General features: G+C 40.1%; 19 protein-coding genes, 1 other RNA gene and 4 pseudogenes. 8 read left to right on the forward strand and 16 right to left on the reverse strand.

What is annotated here, in order from left to right; translation table 11 throughout:
* Positions 1–378: 378 nt before the first annotated feature.
* The 9 genes and pseudogenes from RS130_RS18325 to RS130_RS18360 form a co-directional block, all read right to left on the reverse strand.
* Positions 379–1,662 carry a tetratricopeptide repeat protein gene (locus tag RS130_RS18325; protein ID WP_428982867.1) on the reverse strand — a complete coding sequence of 428 codons (1,284 nt, stop codon included), beginning with the start codon at positions 1,660–1,662 and terminating at the stop codon, positions 379–381.
* Positions 1,662–2,273, reverse strand: a complete 612-nt coding sequence (locus RS130_RS18330; protein ID WP_316027129.1) for an energy transducer TonB — start codon at positions 2,271–2,273, stop codon at positions 1,662–1,664. Before RS130_RS18330 ends, RS130_RS18325 begins: the two co-directional genes overlap by 1 nt.
* A 1-nt stretch (position 2,274) precedes the next feature.
* Positions 2,275–2,673: an ExbD/TolR family protein gene (locus RS130_RS18335; RefSeq protein WP_316027130.1), complete on the reverse strand. Its 399-nt coding sequence runs from the start codon at positions 2,671–2,673 to the stop codon at positions 2,275–2,277.
* Between the two features lie 12 nt (positions 2,674–2,685).
* On the reverse strand, positions 2,686–3,210 hold the full coding sequence (locus RS130_RS18340) for a MotA/TolQ/ExbB proton channel family protein (RefSeq protein WP_316027131.1): 525 nt from the start codon (positions 3,208–3,210) through the stop codon (positions 2,686–2,688).
* Between the two features lies 1 nt (position 3,211).
* The gene (locus tag RS130_RS18345; RefSeq protein WP_316027132.1) at positions 3,212–4,564 is read right to left on the reverse strand and encodes a MotA/TolQ/ExbB proton channel family protein; all 1,353 of its coding nucleotides are present in this window, start codon (positions 4,562–4,564) and stop codon (positions 3,212–3,214) included.
* A 5-nt stretch (positions 4,565–4,569) separates the two neighbouring features.
* Positions 4,570–5,335: pseudogene (locus RS130_RS18350) on the reverse strand (DUF3450 domain-containing protein).
* A gap of 642 nt (positions 5,336–5,977) precedes the next feature.
* On the reverse strand, positions 5,978–6,172 hold the full coding sequence (locus RS130_RS23910) for a transposase (protein ID WP_428982868.1): 195 nt from the start codon (positions 6,170–6,172) through the stop codon (positions 5,978–5,980).
* Between the two features lie 108 nt (positions 6,173–6,280).
* Positions 6,281–6,406, reverse strand: a complete 126-nt coding sequence (locus RS130_RS18355) for a hypothetical protein (protein ID WP_316027133.1) — start codon at positions 6,404–6,406, stop codon at positions 6,281–6,283.
* 215 nt (positions 6,407–6,621) lie between these two features.
* The gene (locus RS130_RS18360) at positions 6,622–9,627 is read right to left on the reverse strand and encodes a TonB-dependent receptor (protein ID WP_316027134.1); all 3,006 of its coding nucleotides are present in this window, start codon (positions 9,625–9,627) and stop codon (positions 6,622–6,624) included.
* Positions 9,628–9,895: 268 nt separating this feature from the next.
* On the opposite strand from RS130_RS18360, the gene RS130_RS18365 reads away from it, so the two are divergent.
* Positions 9,896–10,165 (forward strand): late competence development ComFB family protein, encoded by a 270-nt coding sequence (locus tag RS130_RS18365; protein ID WP_316027135.1) that lies wholly within the window; start codon positions 9,896–9,898, stop codon positions 10,163–10,165.
* A 12-nt stretch (positions 10,166–10,177) separates the two neighbouring features.
* Here RS130_RS18365 and ffs read toward each other — a convergent pair.
* An RNA gene (gene ffs, locus RS130_RS18370) (signal recognition particle sRNA small type) lies at positions 10,178–10,273 on the reverse strand.
* A 436-nt stretch (positions 10,274–10,709) separates the two neighbouring features.
* Between ffs and RS130_RS18375 the strand changes: the two genes are divergently transcribed.
* Complete coding sequence (locus tag RS130_RS18375; RefSeq protein ID WP_316027136.1) at positions 10,710–11,177, forward strand: Lrp/AsnC family transcriptional regulator; 468 nt, start codon at positions 10,710–10,712, stop codon at positions 11,175–11,177.
* A 10-nt stretch (positions 11,178–11,187) separates the two neighbouring features.
* Here the strand turns inward: RS130_RS18375 and RS130_RS18380 are convergent.
* The 6 genes and pseudogenes from RS130_RS18380 to pspA form a co-directional block, all read right to left on the reverse strand.
* Positions 11,188–12,707 (reverse strand): annotated as a pseudogene (locus RS130_RS18380) (sigma 54-interacting transcriptional regulator).
* A gap of 84 nt (positions 12,708–12,791) precedes the next feature.
* Positions 12,792–13,844 (reverse strand): YcjF family protein, encoded by a 1,053-nt coding sequence (locus tag RS130_RS18385; protein ID WP_316027137.1) that lies wholly within the window; start codon positions 13,842–13,844, stop codon positions 12,792–12,794.
* Entirely contained in the window at positions 13,841–15,271 is a 1,431-nt protein-coding gene (locus RS130_RS18390) for a YcjX family GTP-binding protein (protein WP_316027138.1), read from the reverse strand. Before RS130_RS18390 ends, RS130_RS18385 begins: the two co-directional genes overlap by 4 nt.
* Before the next feature lie 71 nt (positions 15,272–15,342).
* Entirely contained in the window at positions 15,343–15,807 is a 465-nt protein-coding gene (pspC, locus tag RS130_RS18395; protein WP_316027139.1) for an envelope stress response membrane protein PspC, read from the reverse strand.
* On the reverse strand, positions 15,804–16,040 hold the full coding sequence (pspB, locus tag RS130_RS18400) for an envelope stress response membrane protein PspB (RefSeq protein ID WP_316027140.1): 237 nt from the start codon (positions 16,038–16,040) through the stop codon (positions 15,804–15,806). The genes pspC and pspB overlap by 4 nt, the downstream gene beginning before the upstream one ends.
* Before the next feature lie 43 nt (positions 16,041–16,083).
* A pseudogene (pspA, locus tag RS130_RS18405) lies at positions 16,084–16,751 on the reverse strand (phage shock protein PspA).
* 210 nt (positions 16,752–16,961) lie between these two features.
* Here pspA and pspF point away from each other — a divergent pair.
* The 6 genes and pseudogenes from pspF (at position 16,962) to RS130_RS18435 (ending at position 23,366) form a co-directional block, all read left to right on the forward strand.
* Positions 16,962–18,059: a phage shock protein operon transcriptional activator gene (gene pspF, locus RS130_RS18410; RefSeq protein WP_316027141.1), complete on the forward strand. Its 1,098-nt coding sequence runs from the start codon at positions 16,962–16,964 to the stop codon at positions 18,057–18,059.
* A complete protein-coding gene (locus RS130_RS18415) occupies positions 18,043–19,677 on the forward strand; it encodes an ABC transporter substrate-binding protein (RefSeq protein WP_428982803.1) in 1,635 nt (544 codons plus the stop codon). The genes pspF and RS130_RS18415 overlap by 17 nt, the downstream gene beginning before the upstream one ends.
* Positions 19,674–20,705, forward strand: coding sequence for an ABC transporter permease (locus RS130_RS18420; RefSeq protein WP_316027142.1), 1,032 nt, complete (start codon positions 19,674–19,676; stop codon positions 20,703–20,705). The genes RS130_RS18415 and RS130_RS18420 overlap by 4 nt, the downstream gene beginning before the upstream one ends.
* Positions 20,692–21,589 (forward strand): annotated as a pseudogene (locus RS130_RS18425) (ABC transporter permease subunit). The gene RS130_RS18420 and the pseudogene RS130_RS18425 overlap by 14 nt, the downstream one beginning before the upstream one ends.
* The gene (locus RS130_RS18430) at positions 21,586–22,584 is read left to right on the forward strand and encodes an oligopeptide/dipeptide ABC transporter ATP-binding protein (protein WP_316027143.1); all 999 of its coding nucleotides are present in this window, start codon (positions 21,586–21,588) and stop codon (positions 22,582–22,584) included. The pseudogene RS130_RS18425 and the gene RS130_RS18430 overlap by 4 nt, the downstream one beginning before the upstream one ends.
* Entirely contained in the window at positions 22,581–23,366 is a 786-nt protein-coding gene (locus RS130_RS18435; protein WP_316027144.1) for an ATP-binding cassette domain-containing protein, read from the forward strand. The genes RS130_RS18430 and RS130_RS18435 overlap by 4 nt, the downstream gene beginning before the upstream one ends.
* Positions 23,367–23,400: the final 34 nt, after the last annotated feature.

Consider the following 23,400-nt stretch of genomic DNA (forward strand, 5'->3'; position numbering starts at 1 on the left):
ACAGCAATAAAAAGAGGTGAACCTTTACTTGTAGGCTTAAAGAAAAATACCTCGCCAACAGAAATGCATAAAAATAACCCGCTAACAAAAAAAACTGGAAAAAGAGTAAACATGATGTCCAAACCCCTGCTCCCCGCCAAACCAAGGCAAAAGTATTTTTGAGGCAATGGGTTGAATTTGAAAAACTAAAAACGCACTAATAAAAACCGTTACAAAATACTGCATGTAAATCTACTAAATAGGATGTGGAGGAACTAAGGATGTGCATTGTGACTGAGATAAACGTTATTCGAGCAGTACTACATAACTAAACCCAAACGGTTAGGATCAATCACTTATTCAAACAGAATAAAAAAGCTCCCTAAGGAGCTTTTTTTACTAAAGTGTTATACCGTTATTTTTAGCTTTCTCCTTAATAAAAGGTTCCCAGCTTCTGGCATTACGACTCGTAGATTTTTCTTTTTTCGCTTCAAGTACATGTTTATACGCAGCTTTGTATTTGCCTTGATAAAAGTTAGCTTCCATCATAATCATATGGATCCTACCTTTATTGTCAGCGCCTTCATCAAGAGCCCTTTGCAGCGCGACTAGCGCTTCATTAGGTCTTTCAGCAATGTACAACATATTACCTTGTTTAACGAATAAATCTGGATCTGACGCTAACTCTCCCGCCTTTCCATAATATTCAGCAGACTCTTTAAACTCTTTAGCTTGCTGATAATTAGAGGCTAGGTTAGTCAAAATGTTATCAGTGGTTTTTACAAAACCAGATTTAACATGCTTTTCAAGAACAGTCGCCGCTTTGTATGGAATGTCATTCATAGTATATAACTGGCTTAAGGCTTTTATTTCAGCCGGCTTAGTTATAAAACCTTGATGATAAGCCAATTCAAACGTAGCTAACGCCTTTTTATGATCTTCAACTAACATGTAAAACATGCCTAATTGAGTCCATAAATTCTTGTCATCAGGAAACGTCTTTACTGCTTCTTCTTGCACTTCAATTGTTTCTTTATACATTTTACGACTGTAATAAGAAGTCATTTTAAGTGCATAAGCTGTTTTATTCGGCTTCTCAGCTAAAGCAATGGCTTTATTAATAGGTTCAATGATCTCAGCGAACTTCTGAGTCTGGTAATATGCATTGGCCATTCTGAAATAAACATCATAGTCTTCTTTACACGTTACCTTTAACCATTCTTTGTACCATTTAACTGCTTCATCATATTCACCTTCTTGAAGGTTCAAATCCGCAATTAGCTTAATACCACCGACTTGCTCTGAATCATTAAGCTGCTTAGATTCTACCGCTTTAATAAAATATTTAAGCGACTCCTTACCTTTTCCAGATCCAGCCAACAACTTACCGATAAAGTTATCGGTAAATGCACGATCAAACGGTTCGTCCGTATCTATTTCTAGAAGGGTCTTTAACGCTTCATCAACTTGATCTTGGTTATAGAAATCTAACGCTTGACCGACTTTTTTACCTGTTTTTTGACCCGGTATATTAGTTTTACCACGAACATAACCAGGACAAGCGATTGGTCCTACTGGTTTAGCTTTAGCCCCTGCGTTAGCTTGCGCTAAAGCTAGGTTTGGGACAGATACCGCTACAGTAATGGCTGAAACCGCACATAAATGTTTTAAATATTTCTTCATCATGATTGATCCAACTTAAAGTCCAATTGTACTGTTAACCCAAATTGCTTCATCGGTTTCCCGTCTTCAATTTTAGGTTTATATTTCCACTTACCTAACGCTCTTCTCGCTTCACGATCGAATACGCGTTTCGGGTCCGCTTCAATTACCTTAACATCTTCAACCCCGCCAACTTCGTTGATAGTAAAAGACAGTTTTACCCACCCTTCCTTACCATCTCGAGCAGCTTGAACTGGATATTTCGGCTCAATACGTACTATTGGTGTAGCTTCACCATCTCTCATAGCACCAACACTACCAATGTCAATCGATGCTCCGCCAACATCAACAGTAGGCATATTAAAACCTAATCCGTCAGTATTTACATCAGCCACATCAGGTTCAACAGGTTGAATCTTAGGTGGAGCTGTAGGTGGAGGTGGCGGCGGTGGCGGTACCCTTTGACGCACTTGCGTGGCGTCATCTGGTGTGGCCATCACGATATCGATTACTGGCGTAGGTGCTACTTTTTCAGCTGGTCTTGATGAGTTAGCAATCAATTTAGCCATGATTACAAACAAACCAAACGCAATTACGCCACCTAGTAATATAGAAACAATTAATCTACCCATATTAACTACCTGCCGTTGCGATTGAGATGCGATCTATGCCTGCTGCTTTGATTTGATCCATAACCTCAATAACGACACCGTGCTCGGCCCCTTTATCGGCTTGAATTATAATCACGTCAGAAGGTTGCTCTGCCATCAAGCGTTCAAGGTTAGCTCGAACACTATCAACATCAATGACCCTTTTATCCATCCAAACATCACCATCTTCAGTTACCGCGATGAAAATATTTGCATTTTTGGGCATTACAGCCAGCGCACCATCAGGTTTATTAACATTAACCCCCGCTTCCTTAACGAAAACGGTAGTTACGATAAAGAAGATCAGCATGATAAACACTATGTCTAGCATAGGTGTCATATCTATTTCTGCGTCTTCTTCTACTCTAACTTTTCGACCCATAAGATCCTCTCTTTAATGATGGGGCAGACTATCTATAAGCTTCACTCTAGCCATTTTAACTCTAGCTTCTAATCGAGAACTAAAGAAAACGCCAGACAAAGCAGCAACCATTCCAGCCATAGTTGGAATCGTAGCCATAGAAATACCTGCGGCCATTAGACGAGGGTTACTTGTACCCTGAGTCGCCATAGTCTCAAACACACCGATCATACCGGTAACTGTGCCTAAAAGACCAATTAGAGGACACATAGCAACAAGAGTTTTAATTAATAACATTCTTGCACTAAGGCCATCTGAAGCTTGCGAAATCCATGTGTCACGGATTCTATGCGCATACCATGAAGTTGTATCTGTTCTGGCATCCCAATCAGAGATAATTTGATCTCTTAATTTAGGGAATACCGAAGCTAAATACCAATAACGCTCAATCATTAAAACCCACATTAGAAAGAGCGCTATAGCGACAACGTACAGAACGTCACCGCCGGCAGCGATAAAGTCCCTGACAGACTCCCATAGTTCTATCAGGTATAACATATTAAGCTTTCTCCGACTCAGCGTGAGCTGCTACTATGCCAGCTGTTTGCTCATCTAAAATATGTACTATAGATTTGCTACGCCCAGACACAATACTGTGAGTTAACAATAATGGTAATGCTGCAATAATACCTTGAGCAGTAGTTACCAATGCCATTGAAATACTACCAGCCATCAATTTAGGGTCACCTGTTCCGAACAAAGTAATTTGTTGGAAAGTTAAGATCATACCAAGAACCGTACCTAACAAACCTAGTAGAGGTGCAATTGCGGCGAAAATCTTAATAACGTTAATACCGCTATCGATTTTAGGTAACTCGCGTAAAATAGCTTCGTCTAGTTTCAACTCTAAAGTTTCAACATCAGCAGTTTTGTTTTCTTTATACACTGCAAGAATACGACCTAGCGGATTACCACTTGAAGGATTCTCGATATTCTTAACTTGAGAACGAATTTTTCCACTTACGATTGTTAAAGTAATAATTTTAAACAAACCGATAAGTAAACCAATTGCTAACATGACAGTGATTACATAACCCACTGTACCACCAGCGTGATAACGTTCAGACATGGTTGCTTTCTCTTTCAACAAGCCAAGAATCGCACCACTTGAAGGGTCAGCATAAAAAGCGACCAATCCAGATGTTGCAGATTTCATGTCTTTAGCAGAAGCAAGTAAATGGCTATCAGGTTGACGACCCAAAGGTTGAACCTTTTCATTTTGGTCATCGTAAACCAAGTAACCTTGCTCACCTACTAAGTTGAAAGTACCAATACGTACAACTTCTTGCTGATTAGAACCACCGTCCAAGCTAACAACTTCAGTAGTGAAGCGAGAAACTTGACCAGACTCTGTCATCTCAGTTTGAAGTGCAAACCATAGGTCTTCTAATTCTTTAATGTTTGGAAGGCCTTTAGATTCTTCAGACATACGCTTCAAGAAAGCACCACGCCCTGGGAATTCAGCACTAACAATCGAAGTAGAGATTTGACCATAAGCTTCTGCAGATGCTTGACGAACTACACCAAACATCTCGCCTAAGGTTCCCGTAGCTTGAGTCAATTCAACTTCTTTTTCAGCAAGCATAACTTCGTTATCAGAAAACTGCTTCTGTAACGCATCGCCGCGAGCTTTCTCAGCTTTAAGAGCAGCTTGCGCTTTTCTTACTAAAGCTTGCTTATCAGCACGGGCTGATTGAAACTCTGCTTCACGTTGTTTATTTATTTTCGCTTCAGAAACTCGATTTTGTTTTACTTCCTGAAGTAACTCTTCTAGAGAACCAGCAGCTTGTGCAGACGAAGCTACCAAAGCTAAAGATACGGCAGTTAATATGGATTTAAATACAGTTTTCATCAATATTACTCCGCAGCTGTAATTGGTAATTTAAGAAGATCAGGTGGCAACAATTTATTTGCCATACGTACAGCGATTACAACTGAGCTAATATACTCGTCACCAAGTGGCTCCCAAGTTCTAGCACTGTTATCCCAAACCCACGCATTTTTTTGATCTAATGAAAGCGCTAATAATGCAGTACGGCCTAGGTTGAAGAAATCAACTGTAACTTCAGTTCCTTGATAATCCAACGTACCTTGATATGCTCGAATAGCTCGACCATATTGGTTTTCTACTTGATAAGCTTCAATTACCTGACGGAATTGTTCTGAAGTCGTTACGTTTGAGTTACCCATCACGTCTCCGAAGACGCTCAACTCTTTGCTTACGCTCTTCTAGATTAATAGGAATGTCTAAATCGATAAATTTCTCTAAGCTATCTATCATTCTGAACATTAAAGGAACTACGCCGCGCTTAACGCCATCGATTCCATCAATTTGGCGTTGAAGTGAATCAATACCACGTTGCTGATCAGCAACAAGGGTTGCAACATAATCGTTATAAACTTTTAAAGTTTCAGTTTCGTCAACAACACCACGGTACTCAACAAATAACTCTTGAGATTGCTCATAAAGTTTATTTATCTTTTCTTGGGATTTCGCTGCAGCCACATGAATAATTGCTTCTTCTTTTTGAAGATCATTTAAAGGGTCTGCAGAGACAACGGTGCTGCTACCGAGTGCACAAGCACCAACAACGGTAGAAGCAATTAGGTTTCTCTTGCTCATTTTGGACATATTCCCAACCAATTTTTATTTTGAATCCTAGTTACATAGTAAATATTACTAACTAGGGGCTATTAAGCTCTGTTGTTTAAGGAGCTTAGTGAAAAGAATTAACACTAAGACTAAAGAATATTCACACGGATAACCTTAAATTGTCAAGGTACAACTAGGGGCTATCGTTAACATTTAATAAAATTTTTTGGTTGCTTTTTTCGAATATTTAGGAATTTGTGATACTACCCAGAGTTAATTCTCACAATTGGATAGTTATTAGACAATAGTCTAACTAAGTAAATTATCCAACGACAAGATTTACCATTAAAGATGGTGTAATTCTTGACGCACTCTGAAATTTTTCTGGTTATAGCGCAATACGAATACCATATATGGACCCTCTCCAATTGCAGAACACCATTTTGATTTACTAACAAAGTTAATTGCTGCCATATATTCGACTTTTTATAAGCGTATCTATCTGTTATAGCCTTAATAGTTGTTCGCATCTTTCTATCTCATCAATCCGGCGGCCTCGACGGCTCTTGATATTGTCTGATTGGAGTAAGACGGTTATGAACCGTTAATCATCACTTTGTTGGCTAATACCACACAGGCTTTACTGAAACTTATACAGGTTAAACAATCTCGTCACCAACGACTCACGCTGTCACCTTTATCGCCGATATGCCTCAGTGCTGATCGTACGCCACTAATAAATTGTGTGCATGAATACGCATTCCCTCGCTTACTGATACCCAATAATCTTGGTTTATCACCAGTGGTATGTTGCTTGAGAACTAAACCAAACCACGCAGCTAAATGTCGGCCACTGCCAAATTTCAGGCCTTACTCTATTCCTGCAAATAATGCAGTGACGATTAATGGGCCAATACCTGCCATGCTCATCAACCCTTGACATGTGGGGTGTTCGGCAGTGACTTTTGCAGCTGCCTATCTAGTTTTTTTCAGGCGAAGTTGCTGTGCTTTAAGTTCCTCTAAAAACAAACGCAATTGCTCTCGAACCACAGCACTTAAGTCATTTTGCGTATCATCTAATATCTCTGGCAAGTTGTTCATTCAAAACGCTTGTTCAGCGCCAGAATAAGCGCATGTAAACTCTAGCTATAAGGCGACTTATTATTACGGCTTGGTAGGACTAAAGAGCTTTCAGGAGATATATGCTTAGGCCAAACGAGCTCTCACTAATTTAATACGCCACTTTAGGTAGGCGTAAAAAAGAGCCAGTCCCAAATGGAACTGACTCTTTAGTCGTTTTAACTGGCTATTTTAAATTAAAAGCGAGCTTCTAAACTAATACGAACCGAACGAGGAGCTTGGAAACTATAAGCAGCACCGTGCCACTGGTTAACAACACCTTCACTAGCTTCGTAATGTTCATTCAATGCAACTGGCTCTTGGTTATTGAACAAGTTAAACACATTAAACGAGGCTCTCATATCTATATCTGATACTTCAAAAGCATAAGCCACAGATGTATCAACGTTAAATGTCCAAGGTGTTCTACCCGCTGTCCCTCGAGAGTGCTTAGTATACGTTCCAGTTAATACACCTTTATCATCAGTATCGGCTAAATAGAACAAATCACCCCAACCACCATTTAGATTTGGATCATCAGACGGATAACCTTGACCAAATAAGCTTAATGGACGACCACTGGTTAAAGTAGTGTTCCAACCAACTGTTAGGTTCTCAACCGGCTCCCAAGTACCAAACATTTTGAAAGCATGACGACGGTCATTAGGCTGATAACCATCAGCGCCATCCATTAATGCAGGAAAATCAAAATCTTGAGTAATACCTGCATCGGCCTGACCGATATCTGATTTCACCGCACCTTCGAAATTACCTACACTGCGTGACCAAGTATAAGTGAAAGTATAACGTAAGTTATCACTCTGGTACTTAACCATGCTCTCTAACGAAGTATATTCGTTATTCGCTTTAGGTAAGCCCATTGTCTCAGCACTGTATGTAGTAAGTGATCCTGCATCTGGTACACCGTCGTCATCAAACTGAGAATCGCCCCAATCAGTGCCATTCCAATAGTAACCATCACTATACCAGCTCGAATCAGAACCTGGGTTCACCATTACACAATATGGGAAAGCATAACGACCACAGTAGTCATCTAACGCTGTCACTACTTCACGATACATACCTTTAAAACCGATAGTATATTCGTCGTTTAGTACTTTTTGATAGCCGATAATATATTCGTCTTTCGAGAACGGGTCGGCTTCTTGCGCTTGGAAAATGTCTTTTTCAGGTACGACCGGTGTACCACTTACTTGTTGAGAATCTTGCAAATTACCTACGCCCAAAGCTTCTGCTAAAGGTGTTAACCCTGTAGGTGCACCAGTAGTAGCATCAACGCCAGTAAAGGTATAAGCAGTAGTTACATCACTTACACCAGACGCGGCACGGAAAATAGTGTTATTCGCTACAGGTAAATAATAGCGGCCATAAGTTGCGTAAACCTTAGAATCACCATCACCTTGAGGGTCCCAAGTGATACCTAAACGAGGAGCAACATCAGTTTTAAAACTTGTAAGTAATTTTTCAGTGGTTCCCCAGCTATCAAATTCATCTACACGTAGACCTATATCTAAGGTTAGGTTATCAGCAACTTCCCACTTATCTTCAATGTAATATGCTGTTAACTCTGAATTAAAGCTACCACCACCATCAAAAATACGATCTTCTACGTAGTCAAAAGCTGAGCCTGTATCATTTTCAAGCGCACCATTATCGGCTTGGAAATCTCCGCCGGCTGCTAGAGTTTTATAATCATAGCTGTGTCCGCCGATTGGGCGACTGATACGCGATGAGTCACGCTCTTGGTAATCGATACCAGCAACGACAGTATGGTCACCAACTGTGTATTCAATATCTAAACGATACTGCTTATTTTCATCGTTATTAGCACCAAAACTACCACCAGCACCACAACCTTTCACTGGATTGTTAGTAGTACGTGAATCAGTAACAGTAGGACACACTAAATTAGACGCTTGTGTTTCATACTCAGTTTCAATCATACCGACTAAAGCGGTAACAATTAGATCATCAGTAATGAAGCCTGTGTAACTTAGACTTTTAGCTTCACCACCACGCTTTAATAGTGCAGAGTCAATCATATCGCCGATTTGGCCGTTGGCACCCACATTTCCATCATAATCATATACCACTCGGTCAATATCACGACGGTTAGAGTATCCAAATAGACTCAAACGATGGTCTTCATTGATATCCCAATCAATTTTACCACCCCAAAATAAATTATCTCCACCTGAAGCTTTTTCAATACGATATTGGTCATTAGGAGAAAACTCATCTCCATTCCAAGTGTAAGTCTGCTCAACGTCTCTAGGGTTTAATAAGGCATAGAAAAACAAAGTATCTTCAATAATGGCGCCAGAAGCAGAAACCGTGAAATCTACAGTATTATCACTGTCATGACGCTCATCTCTAAATACTCGACCTGATGCGCCTAAGCCTCTAGAAAAGCTCCCTTCTTCTTGCAAAGAGTCTGGTTCAAATTGTAAAATAGCGGCAAATTCCCAGTCATTAGAACCGCCTTTAGTGATTGAGTTAATCGTACCACCTGTTGCTCTACCATATTTAGCAGAATAACCACCGGTTTTAACTTGGAATTCCTTGTAGAATTCAAATGGAACTTCACCACACCCTAAACCTTGGCGGGTATTAGTTACTTCAAGACCGTTAATATAACAAGCATTTTCAGCTACCGATGAACCACCGAATGAAGCCGTATTACCAAATGCCGAATCGCCTTTAACGGTACCCGGAGCCAATAACGCTACCGAAGTGATATCTCTCGCTACAGGCATTCTAGCAATTTCTATATCACCCAAAGTCAAACCTGAGTCTGATGATGACAAATCGATAGACGAATATGAAGAGCCAACAATGCTAATAACTTCTGTTTGGCTAGAAGGTACCGCTACTTCAAAGTTAGTAACAGAGTTTTGACCTAAAGAAACGCGCACTTCTTCTTTGGCTAGTGTATTGCCATCTTTAGACACAACGACCTCATACACCCCAGATGGTAATTTAGCTAGTCGGTAACTACCGTCGGCATCTAGCGATATAGTTCGCGTTGTACCCGTTGCGATATTTTTAGCCATAACAGTAACGCCGTCAGCCACACCAGATGTAATAGAAACTGTACCTCTGATATCTTCTGCTTTTGCTACATTCATACCTAAAACAGTTGTTACAGCCAACGCCGCAACCGTCTTTTTAAATTTAAACATGTATGTCTCCCTGGACCACAATAAATGTGTATATAGTGTGTCGTTTATACGACTTTTTGAATAAAAGGTAGTGAACCTCGGACCAGATAATATACAGAACAGGTATGACGGTCAACCGAACTAATTAAAAAACTAATAAAACTGTTATTACATATAACAGATTACCTAACAATGTGATTTTATTACAAAAGTACAATAATCGTACGATTTCCCATATTTGAATATTGCTATATAGTGGTAGCGCAAGTTTACATTTAGGGAGTTTACAATGAAATTAGATGACGACATTCATAATTATTATGAACAGCTGGTATTAGAAAGAATTGCATTTTTGGGCTTGGATAAAACCAAAGACAGCGACTATTTAGCAGACCTATGTTGTTTAGCTCTAAACCAAATTCCACCGCGCTATATTAGATTTGAAGTCGACATGTCTTTCTATCTGCCGTCTAGTGAACGCCAGCAAATGGAATTAAATACGATTTCTGCCATCGATCAAGCAATGAGTTTTTTGGACGAGAAACAAAAGGATAAATAAAGATTGGTGGTGCCCTCTCAGCCACACCTCGGCACATGAGTCGTTTGCTGCGGCTGCTCCTTCCATGCCTGACCGGGTTCACAAAGTATCATTGCGAGGGGACCGAAAGGCCACCATTGAAATTAAATAAAGTCATATACTTAACATCATTTAAGGGGGCGCATTATGCAGAATGAGTTGGGTATATGCAACCTAATTTCACAAAAAACTTGCCTCACCTTTTTCGTGAACTTTAGCGCATAGCTCACTTGTCTATTTTAACTGTCACTTGATGCTTAAATTAAGTAGTTGTTATTACTTATAACGCCATACTGAATAGCTAATATTATCTCACGTTAAGCGTTTTAAGCGCGGTGCACTTAAAGCAATTGAAGATAACGGGCCCTCTTAGTACCTTTATACTCTTATGGCCTCACATCATATAGAAAATATGATTAGTATTGACCCTAATCAATAAATATAGGACATTCATCCTAAAAAGCTTGATTATACAGTCATTATTGTTCAAGCTGTTAGTTCAGCCATTTAGCCGCAATTAAACCCTATGAAACTAGACAAATTTGACCGAGAAATACTAAGAGTCATGCAAAAAGACGCCACCATATCAATGGCGGATTTAAGCCAAAAAGTTGGCTTATCTCACACACCATGTTGGCGACGTGTAAAACGTTTAGAAGCGGAAAAAATTATCCTACAGAAAGTGACTTTATTGGATAGCAAAAAATTAAACCTCGGAGTATCGGTGTTTATTTATGTCTCTCTTAAAAATCATGATGGAGAATCGTTAAATGACTTCGAGAAAGCCGTGCAAAGTATTGATGAAATAGTCGAATGCCACACCACAAGTGGCGACAAAGATTACCTACTTAAAGTGATTGTTGAGAGTATTGAAGAATACGAATTTATCTTAAAAACTAAATTAACTAATTTGCCGTTAGTGGATCATCTAAGCTCTACATTTGCCTTAAAAAAAGTAAAAAATACAACTGAACTGCCCATCAAAAATGAGTAATTGAAACTACTTACGGTTTACTAATGGCGTACTCTCTTAATTTGTTTGCGATCGCAGTGTGGCTTAATCCTAACTTCTTGGCTAATAACCTAGTACTTGGATAGTAAGGATATAATCTGGTAAGAATATCTTTTTCATAGCGCTTCACTTCATCATCTAAACTGCCTTCGAACTCGACTGCAATATCAATGTGTACATTGGGACTAGCCGGTAGGCTAATATCTTTGATAGTCAACTCATCACCTTGTAACAATGATACCGCCAAAAGTACCGCATTCTCGAGTTGCTTTACGTTTCCAACCCAAGAGTAAGCTTGCAAGTATTGCTTACAACTAAGGGATACCGTAGGCGGTGTTCGACCAATCTGAAGGCTTTGCTCATTCAAAAAGTGATCGACTAACGCAGGTATATCTGCTTTACGCTCTTTTAGGGATGGGATCACCATACTGAGTTGATTGAGTTGGTAGAATAAATCTTTTCTAAACACATTCTGTTCGATTAAGGCTGCAAGGTTCTTTTCTGTCGTACAGATTAATCGAACATTCATCTGCTTTTGGCTAACAGGCGAATTTTGGTTGGTCCGTGCAAGTGCGTTCAACAGGCGCCCTTGTGACCCTAAAGGTAACTCGGCTATTTCTTCAATTAATAAGGTCCCTTCATTTGCCTCTGTCAGTAGTCCCTTATTCTTAGTTTCATCGCAACCAAACAATATTCGATTGGTTTCTGCTTCTGTCACTCCAATACAATTAAATGTAAAAAAGGTTTATCATGTCTGGCACTGCCTTGTTGACAGGCCTTAGCTAACAATGTTTTGCCACTACCGGTTTCGCCAAAAATTAAGATTGGTGCGTCTAATTGGGCAAGACGTTTAGCATCTTTCACGAGTTGTCTCATCTTTTTACTATTAGCCGACAGGGATGAAAAACTATCGACATTGTAGCGCTGAAAATAATTGAACTGTTGCCCTAATCTAGATTCAGATTTGAACAGCAATACCGCGCCAGCCAAAATGTCTTGTGTTTCAGAGGCTGGTACCTTTACCGGCAAAATATCTAGTAAATAATCTTGCCCCAAAAAAGTAACCAGTTTTGATTCTGACTCTGGCATTTTGTTTTCAAGCCAGCGATAAATATTAAACCCTTTTACTAACTCGCTGATGTCTGTTCCTAGAATTTGCTCTTTTGGTTTACCAATACTGGTCACTACCACGTCATTGGCTAACATAACTCTTGCTTTTGTGTCTACGGTAAGAACAGGATCGGGTAGTGTTTGCAATAGCGCTTGTAATTGATATTGCTCCCTTTCGGTTGGCATAAAAGGCGTGGTTTTAACATCTTCTACCCCATCAAGTAAGCGAATTTTGGGCATCAAATGCTGGAAATTAGCAAATTCAATATTGGGGAAATTTAAGAATATTTTTCCCTTCTCATCAATTTCAATGCCCCTCAGATCAATTTCATATTCAACTAAAATGTCCAGTACATCCTGGGTAATACCTACCCTATCTTTACAACTTACTTCCAATCTCATAAATAAACCAAATGCCAGCCATGTCTTTAGGTGTAAAGATTTTATTACAGATATCAAGTCTTAAACAATCGTTTAAACGAATAATCAGTGGATCTTTCGATTCAAATCTTCAAGAAGTTGTTTGGTAATAACCGTTAAGTTAGGTTTACTCACAGATAAACATGGCATTGGCCTACATTCACTCATCGCTCTTAAACCAATTCTTGCGGTTAATACGCTAGCACCTAACCCCTGGGCAATTCTTGAAGACAATTTTCCGGTAATACCCGCACCCAATGCATAATTACCCGCATCTGACAAAATCTCTGCTGCACCAGCGTAAACCATAGTATGAAAGATATTCTTAATTAACTTAATCCTGCCCCAATAACCTACTTTCACACCATATACTTCACTAACTTGATTAATCATTCGAATATTTCGCCAAAGCACAATCGCCATATCTAACAGCGCAAAAGGGCTAACAGCAATCATGACTCCAGCAGCCGAGGCGTTTTTGGTCATGGTTTTTATCGCTAGCTTATCAACCGGGCTAAGCACCTGATTTTCAAACAAACACAATACTTCATTGTCAGTAAGGTGATCCTCTAACTGTGAACGCCAAGCCTGCACCCTTGCTTGATGTTCAGTAGGCAGCCGTTGTGCTATTTGCATACAATGTTTTTCGGCCAAACCAATTGCCTGAGAATGGAACATCTGCTGTGTAGTGTTTCTACTCGCTTGCTGTATTTTTAAACGTTTTAAGCCTCGCCATTCTTTCCAAGCGAGCTGGGTCAACAGCAGAAGTAAGCCAACAAAAATGACCAACCATAATCCGGCGAGCCAGTCTCTTTGTTGCGTCAACTGTATAACAAATAAAACTAGCTCAGCAATACTGCCAACCATGACCAAAATACATAGAATCAAGAACCATTTTTTAATCGTGCTTTTTGAAGAAGTCGTTGCACGCTCTACCCTAACGTCGTCATCCCCTAACTCATTTTTGGCAGGCACGACGGATTCTTTTGACGGCTCTGCAGTTGCCGTTGCATTACTTTCTTGCTCTGCCATTGGCTGAAATTCAACGTCTGCTGTGATAATTTTTGCCGTTTTTAGTGCTGACTTTTGATCCTTATTCACTGTTTGTTTGTTAATCATCTTAATTTATCCGCCAATAAAAAATCTAACACTTGATCCATTCGAATATGCGGTAAAGCGTAGCTGTTAACTAATTCAGGTGGCATAAACTTGGGAAATTCAAATCGTTGTTGCTGCCAAAAATCTAAACTGGGACAGGCAGTGGGTACTTCACCAGGATACAACGTAATTAACTCACCGTTGCTGTTAACACCTCTTAGCGTGGGAATATCTTCACCATTTACCTTACTAAAACCAGACTTTGAAGCACGTATTGCAGAAATAGCGGTTGATTCACTGACAACGCCATCAAACTGAATTTTCTTTCTCGCATGACGTAACATGTTATCCAACAGCTTAATCAAATTAACCTGTTGATCAGGCGTAATATGGTCAGCCTTGCTGGCAGCAAACACTAACTTATCGATTTTTGGCTCAAATAAGCGATTGATTATATTTGAAGGCCCATATTGAAAGCTCCTCATCAACCAGTCGAGTGCCTTTTGCAGATCTTGAAAACTACTATGCCCATGGTTCAGTGCGCTTAAGCAATCCACTAAAATAATCTGTCGGTCAAAATGTCTGAAATGATGCTTGTAAAACGGCTTCACTACTGCTTCTTTATACTGTTCAAAGCGGGAAATAATAACAGCTAAATTGCTACCGCTTGGCGGATTCGACAGATTTAACCTGTGATTTTCTATCAAGACTTGAGGAATAGGAAAGAAATGTAGCACTGGCGCATTAGCTAACTCTCCTGGCAATATAAACCTGCTAGGCTGTATTAACTGATACCCTTCGAACTGACATTGCTGTAAATATTGGCGATATAACCCCGCTACTTTCTCTAAAACTAGCTCGTCGGCTTTAGCACTAAAATCGACGTTTTCTAATGCTTGTAGAAACTCCAGAGCCAATTTTGCACGCCGAGTATCAGTTAATTCTCCATCACAATGCACAATCCACTGTTCAAAGTTCATGTCTAGTAAGGGCAAATCTAATAACCATTCACCTGGATAATCGGTGATATCCAGCGTAAGCGTACTGTCATCCACTAAATACTGACTTAACCCCTTAACGTTTCGGTACTTTATTTTTAAGCGGATCTGCGAAACGCCTGTTGTCGAAGCAGGCCACTTGGCAGGCGATTCTGTTAAATCAGACATAGCCTGCTCGTAGGCGAATCGATTGAAGGTCAAATTAGGTTGAACATCTCTTCTAACGCCAATTAGCCGTTGTTCAGACAAGACCGAAAAGAATGGTAAGTACGCTTGTTCGTTCGCCTCGGTCAACTGATTGACTAACGAGGTGATAAATGCAGTTTTACCACTCCCGCTTAATCCAGTGACGGCCAAATTAATATGATTGTCGACTAGTCTCGACGCAGTTAACTTTAGCGTTTGTTTAGCGCGTTGAATTTGGGGATGTTTAAGAATTGGGATATGCATAAGACTGGATATAGAACCTTTAACAATCTACGCTAAAGTGAGTCAAACTCTATCACTCACTTTGCCTGTTATTATAATTGGTTAATTTCTCGATTAAGCTGATATTCGGAAGATGTCACATAGGTTTCAACTTTTCTGAGGCGATTTTCATTAGAATCAAAGCGTTGTTTAATGTCGAATAAAGCCTGAGATGGCAACTCACCCGCCTGCCATACTTTAGATTTAACCACCACTTTTTCCACTTCATCGTCTGGCACATTATGCCAACCTTTACCAGCCTGCTTATTCACCGTTTCTTTGTTTCCAAAGACTTGTTGGTGAGATTGGTGAGCCAAATGGCCGGGTTTCTTTTCTAAAATAAACCAAGCAGCGATATAAGCAAAAAAGATAAAAGGCGCAGCCAGTAAGAAAAAACCTGACACCATCAAGATTCGAACTAACCAAGACTCCATCCCAAAGTACTCAGCTATTCCCGCACACACACCGGCTATTTTACCCTTGCTAGGATCCCGATACAGCGTTTTACGCAGGCTCATACTTTGTTTCTCCACTGCGGCGCTTCAGCATCCAAAATAGACTCTAAAGTATGAATACGATCAGTCATTTTATCGGCTCTATTTGCTAACTCTTGTAAGCTTGCATATTGCTCGGCGGTCAAGCCTTGATTGATTTGTTTTTTACTACGGTAGTGCATAATTAACCAAATTGGCGCAACAAATATCAAAAAAATAACGATAGGTGCAACGATAATTCCAACCACATCTTCCACAACTTTTTCTCCTTTTTATAATAGCTTGGGTATGACTAACTGTTTACTTTGACGCTTTGGACTGCATTTTCTTTTTCAGCGCAGCTAATTCGTTGTCGATCTCTTCATCAGATTCTAACTCAGCAAACTCATCGGCTAAGGTTTTCTTACCCAAATCATAGGCTTCAACTTGCGACTCTAAATCATCAATTTTACGTTCGTACTGGTCAAAACGCCCCATAGCCGCATCCACTTTTCCACTGTCCAGTGTTCTTTTACTTCTAAACGGGAGCTCACAGTTTTCTGGCGTAAAATAATAGCCTTTTGACGGGCTTTTGCGTCTGCTAATTTATCTTGCAGTTGCCCTACTTCGTTTTGTAATTTAGTTATTTGTTCGTCAATTGCACTCAATTCTGCTTGCAAGGTCACGATGAATTCATCGCATTTTTTCTTTTCTTGCAATGCAGCTCGAGCTAAGTCTTCTCGATCTTTACTAATCGCCAGTTCTGCTTTTGATTTCCAGTCATTGGCTTCTTCTTTAATTTTACTAATTTGCGAAGATATATCTTTTTTAGCAGCAATAGTTTTAGCCGACGCGGAACGCACTTCAACTAAGGTGTCTTCCATTTCCTGAATGATTAATCTAACCATTTTTTCTGGATCTTCGGCTTTATCCAAAATTGCGTTAATATTTGAGTTCACTATGTCTGTGAAACGAGAGAAGATACCCATAGTTTTTACCTCTTAAGAATGTTGGTCAAATTTTAGTATTTAAGCTAAGTGCTCGTCTACATTTATGTATTCAATTACTAGGCCAACATTAGTTTTTAACTAAACTACTGATTTTAAACAAATATAAATTTACACCCGTACAAAGTAGATCTACAATAATCACTAACTAGACTATATCTTAGTCGTTTAGACCACTTTTTAAGGATATTGATGAGTCGCTTTCGCCAACAAGACAATTTGCTAGGACAATCAAATAACTTTTTGGAAGTACTAGAACAAATTTCACAAATTGCTCCGTTAAATAAGCCCGTGTTAATTATTGGTGAAAGAGGTACAGGTAAGGAGCTTGTCGCCGCTCGATTGCACTTTCTCTCTAAAAGGTGGGAACAAACTTATTTAAAGCTAAACTGCGCGGCATTAAATGAAAGCTTGTTAGAAAGTGAGCTATTTGGTTATGAGGCAGGGGCATTTACCGGGGCATCAAAGCGCCGAGAAGGAAGGTTTGAAACGGCCCACAACGGTACGTTATTCTTAGATGAATTAGCCAATACCTCTGGCATGATCCAAGAAAAGTTACTGCGCGTGATTGAGTATGGAGAATTCGAACGCGTGGGTGGTTCTCGCAGTGTCAGTGTAGACGTACGACTCGTTGCAGCAACCAATGAGGACCTGCCTGCACTAGCCGAGTCCGGTGAGTTCAGAGCAGACTTGTTGGACAGACTGGCCTTTGATGTTATTACATTGCCGCCTCTAAGAGAGCGTAAAGACGACATCATGATGTTGGCCGAGCATTTTGCAATAAATATGGCTAGAGAACTAGAAATGGAATTATTTAGCGGTTTTACAGAAAAAGCGAGGCGAACATTGTTAGATTACCACTGGTCAGGTAATATCCGAGAATTAAAAAATGTCGTGGAAAGAGCGGTCTATCGTAGTAATAACCCTAACCTGCCAGTACATCAAATTGTTTTAGATCCATTTGAATCAACCTACCGCCCTAAAGGTAGGATAAAAACCCAAGATAGGATCGCATCAATAGTTGACCAACCGCAAGCATCCACTGTAGTAGAACCCTCAAAAGTAGACGCTCCAATTATTAATCAGCCTACCGAGCAAATATTTGAGTTTCCAGTTAATTTAAAAGAGCTTTCACAGCATTTCGAAATCGATCTAATTAACCAAGCCTTAGCAGACAGTCAATTTAATCAAAAGAAAACCGCAGAAAAGTTAGGATTAACGTATCATCAACTACGTGGCTACTTAAAAAAATATAATCTACTAGATCAAACAAATGAAAACTTGGATTAAAAAGACATTCTGCGCGCAAACCGTACTCATTTTAACCATCAGTCTAATGCTCTGCGGCTGCGATGAATTAACGGCTTCATATACAGATCCCAACAGTTTAATTTATTGCTCAGAAGGCAGTCCCGCAAATTTTAATCCTCAATTAGACACCTCAGGCACAACGGTAGACGCCTCGTCACATCAAATCTATGATCGCTTACTTGATTTTGATCCAGTCACTGGCGATGTTGTACCAGCTCTGGCCACCAGTTGGTCGGTAAGCAAAGACGGCAAAACCTATACCTTTCAATTAAGAAAAGGGGTGAGTTTTCACCAAACCAAAACCTTCACACCTAAGCGCAAATTCAATGCTGATGACGTGTTATTTAGCTTCAATCGCTGGCGCTTAAAAGACCATGCATACAATAGAGTTTCTGGTGGAAAGTACCCTTACACGGATAGCTTAGGCTTAGATAAACTAATTAAAGACATAAAACGTTTAAATGGTTATCGCGTTGAAATTACTCTGCACAATCGAGAGAGTTCTTTCTTAGCCAATCTGGCCACTGATTTTGCAGTCATTTTATCAGCCGAATATGCTGACGTATTAATCAGTAGAAATCAAAAAGAGTTAATCGATCAACAACCCGTTGGCACTGGTCCATACAAGCTACTAAGCTTTCATCAAGACCGATACATCAAATACAACATGCATCCTGATTATTGGCGAGATATTGACTTAGTCGATAAGTTGATATTTGATATCACCCCGTCAAGCTCATTACGGTTGGCAAAGTTACTTACCTCTGAATGCGATGCGATTGCGCTGCCAGCGCATAGTGAACTAGAAGTGATCCTCCAACAAAAACAATTAGAGCTCGACGAAAGACCTGGACTCAATGTGGGTTTTTGGGCATTTAACACATCAAAACCGCCCTTTGACAACCCTCAAGTACGTAAAGCTCTAGCCCTAGCCATTGATCGAAATGCATTAATAGAAGCCATCTATTTCAATACGGCCATACCTGCAAAAAATATTGTTCCGCCTACATCATGGGCGTATCAGTCAGAAATAAAGTCTCTTGCTTTTAACCCCATTACCGCTAGAAAAATACTAAGAGAACAAGGCATAGAAGAAGGTTTCACAATGACCGTATGGGCAATGCCAGTTGAGAGAACTTATAATCCCAATGCGTTGAAAATGGCGGAGCTTATTCGAGCTTATCTGCAACAAGTTGGCATTACCGTTAATATTGTAAGTTTTGAATGGTCTATTTTTAGAGAGTACTTAACGCAAGGATTGCATGATTCTGTGCTCATTGGATGGTCAGCCGATAACGGTGACCCAGATAATTTTTATCGTCCGTTATTGTCTTGTGATGCAATCCAATCCGGCACCAACAGAGCCATGTGGTGTTCTGCTGAATATGACAAATTCATCAATCAAGCCCTACAATATGCCGACATACCAGACCGAGCTTATTTTTATGGCAAGGCCAACGAGTTTTTGGCTAAGGAAATGCCTTTGATCCCTATCGCCCATGCATCTCAATACCAAGCCTACAACAAAAACGTCGCAGGTTTAGTCATCAACCCTTACGGTGGAATTAGATTTGGTGGAGTGAAAAAACTCAAATGAGAAATGTCTTATTCCGTTATTTGAGCCTGACCCTTATTACGCTAATAGTATTAAGCTTTGTATCATTTAGTTTAGCCTATCTGTTTCCCGGTCATCCCATAGAGAATTTAACAGGTTTAAAGTTAGATGATCTAGTACGAACTGAATCTACACAATTTGCTTACCAATCTGGCGAGAGTTTACTATTTCAATATTGGCATTACATGGTTGAACTGTACCATGGCAATTGGGGATATAGTTTTAGCTCAGGATTGCCCTTGTATGAAGAAATCGCTTATGTATTGCCGGCAAGTATTGAGCTCAGTGCATACGCACTAATGCTGTCAATAATAGTTGGTATACCCTTAGGTTTTTTGGCGGCTTTACATCACCATAAAATAGCCGACTACTTTTTACTTTCGGTCAGTGTAATAGGCTATTCCATCCCAGTATTTTGGCTAGCTTTGCTGATAATTTTAATATTCTCATTGCAGTTTGGATTGTTTCCATTGTCGGGCCGAATCAGCCTTTATTTCGAAGTACCAAACGTTACAGGGTTTATATTAATCGATGTACTTTTATCAGATATGCCCGATAAGCGCACCGCCATTATTGATATCGTTCGGCACTTATTTCTTCCCACGTTATCTATTGCAGTCGTAACAACCACTTTGATTATTCGTATCACACGTCGTTCAGTCATAGAAACAATGAATATGGAATTTATAAAAGCCGCTTATGCGAGGGGTCTATCTTCTCGACAAGTTATTTTTCGCCATGGAATACGCAACGCGTTGATCCCAATTTTTCCGTTACTCGCAATGCAATTTACTACGCTACTTACTAACGCTATGATAGTTGAGACAATTTTCTCTTGGCCGGGCTTAGGTAACTGGCTGATCCAAGCAATATATCACCAAGATTACCCAGCCATTCGCGCGGGTATGCTGACTGTGTCGGTATTAGTTGTGGTATTTACTATGTCCATTGAATTAACCATACGCTTAATGGATCCTAAACGAAAAAGATTAAAACATGCCACGATTTAGTTTATATCAAGAAGAATATCACCCGTCCCCGCTACAGTTTACTTGGCTAGAATTCAAGCAAAATCATATCGCTGTGGTAGGACTTTTTTGTTTGCTTTTCTTTGTGCTAATTACTATCTTTTGCCCATTAATCGCCCCTTTTGACCCAAGCTATCAACAAGCAGGTGACTTACTCATACCACCAGCCTGGTACGCAAATGGTGGTATCAGCCATTTATTTGGCACAGATGCATTGGGCAGAGACATGTTATCTAGGGTCATTCATGGCTGTCGAATGACATTTGGCATCAGTGCCATACTCGTTATTCTAGCCATGATAGTGGGTGTCGGTTTAGGAGCCATAGCCGGAATGAGCAATGGATTTAAATCGAGTTTCCTAAATCACACGTTGGACTCCATCCAAGCAATTCCCACCTTATTAATCGCAATTATTATCGTCGCCATATTAGGAATAGGCTTGGTCAATAGTATGTGGGCAATAATGTTAGCGTTAATCCCCCAATTCGTTCATCAAACCCGAGAGTTTGTCAGCGCCGAAATGAAAAAGGAATATATATTGGCGGCAAAGTTAGACGGTGCGAATAATAGTACAATTTTCTTTCGCTCTATCATGCCTAATATGGTTGAAGCGCTCGTTGTACAGGCCACATTAGCATTGTCAGTTTCGATTTTAGATATTAGTGCACTCGGTTTTCTAAACCTAGGGGCGCAATCCCCTTCACCAGAGCTGGGCACCATGGTGTCTGAGGGAATTGAAGTGGCGTATATTGCGCCATGGGCAATTGGCATCTACAGGTGGCGCAATATTTTTAATGATGGTGTCTATCAACCTCGTGGGTGATGGCTTGCGCTCAGCTCTAAGAAATAGGCTGCTGCAATCATGAGCCTACTCGACATTAAAAATTTCACCTTAGAGATTGATGTTTCCGGGGAGTGGGTTAAAGCCCTAGATAAAATTAACCTCGTCATCAATGAAGGGCAAATACACGCCCTAGTGGGAGAATCAGGGTCTGGCAAAAGTCTCATTGTTAGAGCCATTGTGGGAGCCTTACCCAAACGCTGGAAAGTGACGGCTGACAGAATGACGTGGCGTGGACAAGACTTACTCAGCATGACCGTCAAAGCGCGGCGAAACCTGATCCGTCAAGATATTTCAGTTATCTTCCAGAATCCTATTGATTCATTAGATCCGCTGTTGCCGTTGGGCGCGCAACTTCATGAACTCTTGATTAATAAAAAAATTAAGCAAGTATGGTTTTGGAACAAAAACAAGCAAAAGCGAAAGCTTGCTATCGAGCTACTACATAAAGTTGGGATCAAGAATCACAAGTTATGCTTAGCAAGTTACCCACATCAAATATCCACTGATGTACTGCAAAAATTTATGATTGCCATGGCCTTAGCGTCAGAGCCTCGATTAATTATTGCTGATGATCCGACTAAGGGCATGGAGGTTAACTCAAAAACTCAGATCCTAAAGTTACTCAGTCGTGTTAATCAAGTGCGCAAAACCAGCATTCTATTTGTAAGCCATGACTTACTAGCCATTTCCAGCATAGCGCACTACATGACCGTTTTGTATTGTGGGCAAACGGTAGAAACCGGAGAACTTAAAAAGCTTAGAAAACGGGCTTTTCATCCATACACCCAAGCATTACTAGACAGTGCACCGAGCTTTAGAAAAGATCTGCCTCCTAAATCTAAACTGACATCTTTAGCGAGAACCATCCCCACCCTTCATCACTTACCAATTGGTTGTCGGCTAGGGCCTAGGTGTCCAAGGGCAAGGAAAGACTGTGTGATAACGCCTGCAGTACGCAGAGTGCATACTCATCACTATAGTTGTCACTTTCCACTGCATTGGGAAGCGAAACAATGACTTTAATTAGTGTACAAGAGCTAACATTTCAGAAGCAAGAATCTAAGTTTTTAACGACTACACCTGATTCTTTTGAGCTTGGACCAATCAACTTCGAAGTAGAAGCAGGCGAGACATTAGCAGTAGTTGGTGAGAATGGGTCGGGTAAATCCCTATTAGCCAAATTACTGGTAGGGTTAGATAAACCTAGTAGTGGTAGAATTTTGTTAAACGGCCACGACTTACAAAACTCTAATTTGAAACAGAAATGTCACGACATACGAATGATATTTCAAAACACCAATGAATCTCTCAACCCTAGTTTAACATTAGCCACTATTTTAGATGAACCGTTACGTTTAAACACCCAACTGACACAAGTAGAGCGCAATCAAAAAATTGACCAAACATTGAAACAAGTCGGATTAATGGAAGATCACAAGTTTTTCTATCGACATATGTTATCTGACGGTCAAAAGCAGAGGGTGGCATTAGCGCGGGCCATTATACTCGACCCCAAATTAATTGTTGCCGATGAGCCATTTGCCGCACTTGATCCATCAGTTCGTTCACAAACTGTTAATCTGCTAATGCGCCTACAAAGAGAGCTTGGTTTAAGTTTTATATTCATATCTCACAATTTAGGCATAGTCAGACATATCTCAGACAAAGTTATCGTCATGAAGAAAGGTAAGGTAGTTGAAACAGGTAAAACGGATGTTATTTTTAATTGGCCAAAAGACGACTACACCAAAAAACTAGTAGAGGCTCATCAAAACCTAATTAATCACCACAATGACTGATAGTTAAAAGCAAAAACCCGCCAATTGGCGGGTT

The sequence above is a fragment of the Paraglaciecola aquimarina genome (assembly GCF_032464635.1).
In the GTDB taxonomy this organism is placed as follows: domain Bacteria; phylum Pseudomonadota; class Gammaproteobacteria; order Enterobacterales; family Alteromonadaceae; genus Paraglaciecola; species Paraglaciecola aquimarina.